Below are 8823 nucleotides of genomic sequence, written 5' to 3' on the forward strand. Positions count from 1 at the left end.
AAAAATCTACACCTAAATAAAAAAAAGGTAAGCATATGTCAGATCAGTGGTTCAGGTTAAGATTGAGATGTACCAGCCAAATAAATTATAGGGGTGATCGTCTAGTATGAAGTTAAAAATGTTTACAGTATTGACGTTAGCGGGAACAGTAGCACTGTCGGGCTGCAGCTCCGCCAAACCGGGCGCAAGCAGCAATAGCGCCACGCCAAACGCAACGGCTCAGTCAGCGCCGACTAAATTAGTTTGGTTTTCGGATGCAAGCTTCTGGAATCCGCCTTCGCCTTGGAACACCGATCCGAATAGCGTAGAAGGAACCATTACGCAGAAGACCGGACTTACTTTTGATTTTAACATTCCAGCGCAGGACGGCGGTACGAAGCTCAGTCTGATGCTCGCGACTTCGGAGAAGCTTCCGGATATCGTTACGGTCACTGACGGCACATTGGTCAAAAAGTTGATTGATTCCGGTAAAGTCTGGAATATGGAGGAGTTTCTGAAGAAGTACGATCCTTCTTCGACGCTGCTGGCGAATTTTCCGCATGACATGAAACAAGCGTTGATTGCACGGGACGGTGGTTGGTTTGCGTTTCCGAGCCATATGAACTCGACGGACGCAAGGGAAATCTATCCTGCTTCAAGTGAATTTTATTCCGACGCGGCCAAATTCCGTAATAATAATGCGGTGATATTTAATGAGCAAATCATGAAGCAGGCTGGCATATCCGTTTCGGATATCAAGACCGAGGACGACTTATTAGCGGCTTTCAAGAAAGTTAAGGAGTTGAAGGTCAATGGCGCACCGGTCATTCCGCTGCTAGTCCATGGTAAGAATTACCAGGTTGCGACACTCCCTACGCTTCAGGATCATTTTGGCGCTATGGAGGTGGACAAGGCTGGCAATTACCGGGATAAAATCTTTGCTCCTGAAACGAAGCATGTGCTGGATTTCATGTTCAAGGCAGCTCAAGAAGGCTACTTTGATCCGGGTCAAATGACCTTGGATGACAATGGTATATCGGCTGCTGCTTCAACAGGTCGAGTATTTTGCTTTATTGGGGGTACGCCTGCTACCAAATTTTCCGAAGGCATTAATGGTCTGACTTGGGTATCGCCGGGTCCGATCTTGTCAAACCAGAACACGAAGCCCGTTGCAGGACGGAATTTAAAGACTACAACTGGCTGGATGCAGACTTTAATTTCCAAGACGGCCGCGAATCCGGAGCGTATTGCCAAATGGCTTGATTATATGACCAGCAATGAAGGGCTTCTGCTCAACTATTATGGGTTCGAAGGCAAGGGCTACAACCTCAACAACGGTCTCGTTGCCCAAACCGAGCTAGGAGTGCAAGAGGCTAAGGATTACTCAAAAACGGGAGTGTTTGCTTTTTGGCCTTTCCACAATACCGCTTGGCATGACCATGCGACAGAGGCTCCCAAAAACAGGGTCGGCCCAGACGCTTTGATGGCCATGCAGGTAGGGACGGCTGCTGCGAAGAAGTCGACCATTTATGATACTTCAGCATTAGCTATGCCAAGCGATTTCATTCCAGCCGGCAGCAAAATGGCAAACGATCAGGTGCAAATCGATCAATATAAGCTAGCCCAGATTTCCAAGATTATATTGGCGAAGGATGCAAACGCTATGAATCAATTCTACAACGATATGATAAGCAAGTTGAAGCAGCTTGGTCTGAGTGATATCGATGCGAAAAAAAATGAACAGTTCCATAAGCAGGAAAAAGACTTTGGAATAACTGTTGTAGGTGTCAATTCGTAATCAATGAATCAATGGATAGTGCCAAAGTGGCAAGCGCTTTGGCACTATCCCATTTAATCGGCTAGGAGGAGGAGCATACAGATGAAAATTGTTACGATAAGTGCCGGATTGGATGGCGTGAAAAAAAGAAAAGCGCATGTTCTGGGACACGATCTGCGAACGCAGCTAGAATTGAAGATCATGCTTTGGCCGTCCGTTCTCTTAATTGCCATATTTCAATTTAGTCCGTTATTCGGTCTATTGATGGCATTCAAGAGGTATGATCCATTTACCGGTGTTAAAGGGATCTTCACAAGTTCATGGAGCGGTTTTGAAAATTTCGCTATTATTTTTGACAATTTCCAGTTTTGGCCGATGTTAGAGAATACGGTTGGAATTAACGTGATCGGCTCTTTAGTGGGATTGCCTGTAACGCTCTTGTTCGCTTTATTGCTGAACGAGATTACGAGCACCAAATTCAAATCGCTGATTCAAACGGTTACTTACTTGCCGCATTTTCTATCATGGGTTATTTACGGCGGTTTGTTTATTTCCATACTGTATCCCCAAGGCGGCATTGTCAATTATTTGTTGATGGAGTTCCATCTCGTGAACAAGCCGATTCAATTTCTGGGCGATCCGAGCTATTTCTGGGGCCTTGCGATTGGGACAGGTTTATTGAAGGATCTAGGCTGGGGAGCGATTCTGTATTTGGCTGCTATCGCAGGCGTTGACCAGTCCTTGTATGAGGCTGCCGCCATCGATGGTGCGGGACGTTTCAAACGAATGCTGCACATCACGATTCCATCGATTATGCCGACGGTTATGATTTTGATTATATTCGCTGTAAGCGGCATGCTGAACAACAACTTTACCCAGATTTACGTTTTGCAAAATTCGCTTAACATAAGCGCCAGCCAGGTGATCGATACGTACTTGTATCAGACGGGTCTTCTAAATTTCCAATTTGCTATGGCGACTGCAATCGGTTTGATGAAGTCGGTGCTTGCGCTGGTGCTGCTGTTCGGAGCCAACGTTGCATCAAAAAAATTGACACAGTCGGGTCTTTTCTAAGGGGGCGTGCATTATGGTTGGAGGCAAGTCTCTTGGAGAACATGTTTTCCGTGCATTTAATATCGTATTCATGATTGTCCTGATGTTTGCGACCATCTATCCTTTTTGGTATGCGGTCATCAGTTCCTTGAACGACGGGTCGGATTTGATGCGGGGGCCGTTAATTCTTTGGCCCCGGCAATTTACATGGGTAAGCTGGCGGACCGTTTTATTGGATCCCGGACTGCTTCAGGCGTTATGGATCACCGTATCGCGGACCGTTATCGTTACGGCAGTTTCCCTTCTTTTAACGGCAATGTTTGCCTACGCTTTCTCACGGCCATATTTGCAAGGAAAGAAGTGGTATGCGGCCATCGGATTTACCAGCATGTATTTTAGCGGCGGCCTGATTCCTTCTTTTTTGCTGATCAATTGGTTGGGGCTGTACGATAACTATTGGGTATATATTATCCCTTCACTATTTGGCGGTTTTTTTAATGTAATCATTCTTATTGCAAACTACAAGGCGATTCCCGACTCTCTGTTTGAGTCGGCAAAAATGGATGGAGCCAGTGAATTCAGGATCTTTTTCCAAATCGTTCTGCCTCTGTCGAAGCCGGTTTTGGCCGCGTTATCCGTTTTCTCGGCAGTCAACATATGGAATGACTACGGGACAACATTGTACTTCACGCAATCAAGCAATTTGCAAACGTTGCAGTATATGATTTTGAAATTGCTGCAGACGAGCTCTGCGGCTGAACAGTTGTCCAATTCGGTACTACAAAACAATCCGCAAGTGGCCGATCTGCTGGGGAGCGCTCAAGGTTCTGGAATGGTTTCGGCGCAGACTCTTCAACTGGCGACGATGGTCATCGCATCGATTCCGATGATTATTATCTACCCGTTTGCGCAGCGGTATTTTGCCAAAGGCGTTCTGCTCGGATCCATAAAAGGATGACCGGAATGCCCTAACTCAAGTACTCAGGCAATCAAAAGGAGAAAATACAGAGATGAAAGATCAACCGGTGTTAAAAATATACACACAAGATCGGGGTGCAGAATTAGGTGACCTGTTCGGCATCTTTTTCGAGGATTTGAATCACGCGGCGGACGGTGGACTTTATGCGGAGCTTGTTCAAAACCGTTCTTTTGAATTTGATCCGATAGATCGTGTAGAGTACCATGCCTTAACGGCTTGGGAAAAAGTCGAACGCGGCGGCGGCAAGTCGGCAATAACCGTAGAAGACAGCCATCCTTTACACCCGCGTAACAAGCATTATGCTGTCATTGAAATTATCTCCGAGGGCGATGGCGTTGGGATCATGAACCTGGGATTTAAGGGGATTCATCTAAAAAAAGGGGAAAATTACAAATTCTCGGTTTATGCACGGCGGGATGCCAGCTTTGACGAGGCGGTTCAAGTAATGATTGAAGGCGAGGACGGTGCCGTTCACGGTGAAGCTTCTATCGTGGTGCATTCCTCCGAATGGACCCAATATGAAGCGATCATCACAGCCAATACCACTGTTGCCGGCAACCGTCTAGTGATTGTTACAAAAGGAAACGGAAAGCTTTATCTCGATATGGTATCCCTCTTTCCGGAAAAGACATTCCGCAACAGGACGAACGGCTTGAGAGAAGACATTGCATCGCTGATCGCAGCGCTGAAACCGAAGTTCATGCGGTTTCCGGGAGGCTGCCTGATTCATGACGGTTCTTTGAATCCCGATGATCGAAACTCCATGTACCGCTGGAAAAATACGATAGGCGATATCGTACAAAGACCGGCCAGACGGAATAATTGGAAGTACAATCAGACACTCGGTTTGGGTTATTATGAATATTTCCAGTTCTGCGAAGATATTGGCGCCAAACCGATTCCGATTCTGCCGGGCGGATATGATCCTCACCATAAGCGAATCGTTCCGCTGGACGAGCTGCAGCCATGGATTGATGACGCTCTTGATTTGATTGAATTTGCCAATGGCAATCCTTCCACCAAATGGGGGACCGTACGGGCGGAGCTGGGCCATCCGGAGCCATTCGGCCTGGAGTACATCGGTATCGGCAACGAGGAAGTTGGAGAGCCGTTTTTCGAACGTTACGACTACTTCCATAAAGCGATCAATGAGAAGTATCCGAATATCAAAATCATCAACTCCGCCGGTCCGTTTGCGGCGGGCGGCGAATACGAACGCGGCTGGAAATCCGCACGGGAAAACAAATCGGATCTGGTGGACGAACACTATTATATGTCGCCGGATTGGTTCCTGGCACATTATCACCGTTACGACGACTTCAAGGCCGACGACCCGAAAGTGTTTTTGGGCGAATATGCCACGTGGGGAAACAGGTATTATAACGCTCTGGTAGAAGCTGCTTTCATGACCGGCTTGGAAAAGAACGCCCATGCAGTGGGACTGGCCTGCTATGCGCCAATGCTCTGCCATGCCGAATACGTCAATTGGAAGCCGGACCTCATTTGGTTCAACAATCATGAAGTGTACGGAACGGCCAATTATTACGTGCAAAAGCTGTTTATGAATCATCAAGGCGATCATCTGGTGAAAATTGATGCAACCGGCTTGGAGAAAAAACAGGAACAGGTGTCGAAGCCGATCAACGGGGCTTTTGCGCTGAGTACCGAACTTTGCTCCTTCCGATATTGGGATATGAAGCTGGTTAACAACGATAACGGAGAAACGAAGGAGTTACACGGATCGTCAGCCGAGCTTTCCCATACCCAAGAGGATCTTCAGAATGGAATTCCTGCAGGAACGTTGGAACTTGGAGAAACGGATTGGGTGAATTACACGCTCAGTCTGAAAGCCCGAAAAATCAGCGGGCCCAAAGGCTTCAAACTTTACTTCGGCAAAAGCGACGATAAAAACCAATTGTATTGGGATTTCGGCGGGTGGATGAACGATGATTCCTTGCTGAATTCAAGAGTGAATGGCATAGGCTCGACCTTGACCCAGAGTATGTTTAACGTAGAGCCCGGTATTGAATACGAGTTGACATTGGAAGTATCGGGAAGACGGATCCGCACTTGGATCAACGGCGTGTTATTCAACGAAACGGAAGACAAGCTTCCCGTGATCGAGCCTCTGTATTATTCGGCAAGCGTCGAACGTTCCACTGGGGACGTCATTGTTAAGGTTGTAAATGTGCAGGAGCAAACCGTCAACGCACAGATTGTTCTGGAGGATATGTTAAAAGCTCCGCTGAACGTTGAGGTGTTCGAGCTGTCCGGCCACGAACTTGATGACGAAAACAGCTTTACGTCGCCTGAGCGGATATTGCCAAAACAGAAGAAATTAAGTGCGGAAAGCAGCAGTTTTCCTTACGAATTTCCAAAGCATTCTGTAACTGTGTTTAGAGTGAAGTGATTTGACTGAAAGAGGCCACACAGGCGATACCATGACCATGGCGCAGCTGCCGTTTGGCTGCAGGAGCAAGGTAAGCGCAAATGAGTTTCGAACATACAATACTTGATAAGGGAGTCGAGCAGGAATGAGATCGCCAATGTTTAGGGACCCCATTTATGACGGAGCAGCGGATCCGGTCGTTATTTGGAACAGAGAAGTTAAGGAATGGTGGATGATTTACACAAACCGCAGGGCAACGCAGGAAGGTCCGAAATTCGGATGGGTGCATGGCACCGATCTCGGTGTGGCTTCTTCATCGGATGGCGGATCAACTTGGTTATACAGGGGAACCTTGGAAGGTCTCGAAACAGAATGGGGCAGAAATACGTTCTGGGCGCCTGAAATCATTTGGCATGATGGGCTGTACCATATGTATGTCACTTATATCCTCGGCGTAGCGGAAGATTGGACGGGCACGGCTCGTATCAGGCATTATACAAGCCTCGACCTTATTCGTTGGAAGTTCCAGTCCACGCTTGGAATTAGTGAGGAGAACGTGATCGATGCCTGTGTGTACCAGCTGCCGAACGGCACGTTTCGAATGTGGTTTAAGCAGTGGAGTCATACCTATGCTGCGGAGAGCAAGGATTTGTATGATTGGCAGCCGATTGGACCGGTAATCACCGAAACAACCCACGAAGGACCGAATGTGTTTCACTTTAAAGGATATTATTGGCTTATTGTAGACGATGGGAAAGGACAAGGCGTGTACCGCTCCGATGATTTGGAGAAATGGGAGCGGCAAGGGCGTATTCTCGACCAACCCGGCATGCGAGAGGAAGACGGAACGATCGGCCTTCACGCAGACGTGGTCGTCCAAGGAGATCAAGCTTATATCTTTTATTTTACTCATCCAGGCAGGGTGGACGGGTTCGACGACGGATCCTATCAATGTCGCCGTACCTCGATACAAGTTGCGAGACTGGACGTCGTTGACGGCCTATTGACTTGCGACAGGAACGAGAGTTTTCAACTTAAGTTATCACCAAGCTTTTAGCACCAGAAGATGGCGATAGCCGTTTATGCTTCTTTTGAAGGTTTTCTCTAAAATTTCGGATTCACTGTCCCAAAGAAATCAAACGTTCTGCCTATGTACTTGGTTCAGTCCATGAATAAATATACAATGGAATTTAACAAGCGCATGACTAGTAAGCTAAGTAAGGGTTTTAGCGCACTTTTGGGTGTTATCCCCGAAGCTCAGTAGACGTACATTTTCATGTAACAAATAGTAACAAATATATTCAACCTGAATCATGTGCATAGGCAGATCAAACGTTTTAATGCCGGTATAGACGTCACAGAATTGATAAGCGACTGATGAGAAATTCGGTTTCAAATTATTTCCCCTACCCAAATATACTTATGGAGGAATCGAAATGATAGTAAGAAGATGGAAACCAACGCTTATTGCTTTTCTTGCCATATTGTTAACTTTTAGTGGTTTCGCAACTTTTGTTACTCCCAATCAGGCAGTAGCCGCAGTTCAGACAACGCTTTATGCTTCACCGACCGGAAGCGGCACTGTTTGCAGTCAGGCTTCGCCATGTTCCCTTGAAGGAGCTAGAGATCAAGCCCGCACTGTAAATGGTAATATGACTGGAGATATTATCATTAGCTTGTTGGATGGGACTTATTCGTTATCTTCCACGTTTCAGTTAACGGAAAGCGCGACTGTACATGATTCGGGAACGAACGGCTACAACATAATTTATCAAGCGGATCCCGGTTCACATCCTGTCATCAGCGGAGGCCAGCAAATTACAGGTTGGTCGCAATATGACAGCGTGAAAAACATATATCGGGCTAACGTGGGAACTTCACTCAATACCCGGCAGCTTTATGTAAACGGCGTACGCGCGACCCGCGCCNGAAAAACATATATCGGGCTAACGTGGGAACTTCACTCAATACCCGGCAGCTTTATGTAAACGGCGTACGCGCGACCCGCGCCAAAGGCGCCTTGAATCCRGCAGGCTGGTCGGTAATGAGCAACGGCTTTTTCGCCCCTGATTCAACAATGGCCAGCTGGGGCAACAAAAGCAATATTGAAATCGTTTCCAATGTACAATGGAAAAGCTATCGTTGCGACGTTTCCTCCATTTCCGGGACTTCTGTTAACATGCAGTTCCCGTGCTGGAAAAATGGCAGCCGGCAAGGGTCTAACAACTTCGGGGTACCGTCGTGGGTTGAGAATGCCTATGAATTGCTCGATTCGGAAGGCGAATGGTATCTGGATCGTACTGCCGGCTATCTCTAATACAAGCCTCTTGCGAATGAAAACATATCGACGGCTACAGTCGTAGCGCCGGTTTTGGAAGAGCTTTTAAACGCAGCAGGGACCTATGCTGCTCCGTTGCATAACGTGCAATTTTACGGCATCACCTTCGCCTATGCGACTTGGTTGCGAACGAGCACCGGGGAAGGTTATATTCCCGGACAGGCAGGCATGCTATATTACGGTGTTAATGGTGGAGGAGGAAACGATAGTTACAAAACGGCAGCCAATATCAACTTCTCGGCTGTTAAAAATGTAAGGTTGGAACGCAACACATTTACTCATTTGGGTGCAGCGGCGATGAATTTCGA

General features: G+C 47.2%; 7 protein-coding genes. All 7 read left to right on the forward strand.

Features of this window, described 5'->3' with window-relative positions; all coding sequences use genetic code 11:
- The first annotated feature begins 106 nt into the window (after positions 1–106).
- Positions 107–1777 (forward strand): extracellular solute-binding protein, encoded by a 1671-nt coding sequence (locus ASG89_RS26820; RefSeq protein ID WP_057314159.1) that lies wholly within the window; start codon positions 107–109, stop codon positions 1775–1777.
- Between the two features lie 81 nt (positions 1778–1858).
- Entirely contained in the window at positions 1859–2830 is a 972-nt protein-coding gene (locus ASG89_RS26825; RefSeq protein WP_057314160.1) for an ABC transporter permease, read from the forward strand.
- Positions 2831–2843: 13 nt separating this feature from the next.
- Positions 2844–3767, forward strand: coding sequence for a carbohydrate ABC transporter permease (locus tag ASG89_RS26830; protein WP_057314161.1), 924 nt, complete (start codon positions 2844–2846; stop codon positions 3765–3767).
- 52 nt (positions 3768–3819) lie between these two features.
- Entirely contained in the window at positions 3820–6198 is a 2379-nt protein-coding gene (locus tag ASG89_RS26835; protein ID WP_057314162.1) for an alpha-L-arabinofuranosidase C-terminal domain-containing protein, read from the forward strand.
- Positions 6199–6322: 124 nt separating this feature from the next.
- Positions 6323–7234: a family 43 glycosylhydrolase gene (locus ASG89_RS26840; RefSeq protein WP_057314163.1), complete on the forward strand. Its 912-nt coding sequence runs from the start codon at positions 6323–6325 to the stop codon at positions 7232–7234.
- A 379-nt stretch (positions 7235–7613) separates the two neighbouring features.
- Positions 7614–8105: hypothetical protein (locus tag ASG89_RS26845; protein ID WP_235549946.1), on the forward strand; the 492-nt coding region annotated here is incomplete at its 3' end.
- A gap of 443 nt (positions 8106–8548) precedes the next feature.
- A partial coding sequence (locus ASG89_RS26855; RefSeq protein ID WP_200963559.1) for a hypothetical protein occupies positions 8549–8823 on the forward strand: 275 nt, incomplete at its 3' end.

The organism is Paenibacillus sp. Soil766, assembly GCF_001428105.1.
Classification (GTDB): domain Bacteria; phylum Bacillota; class Bacilli; order Paenibacillales; family NBRC-103111; genus Paenibacillus_E.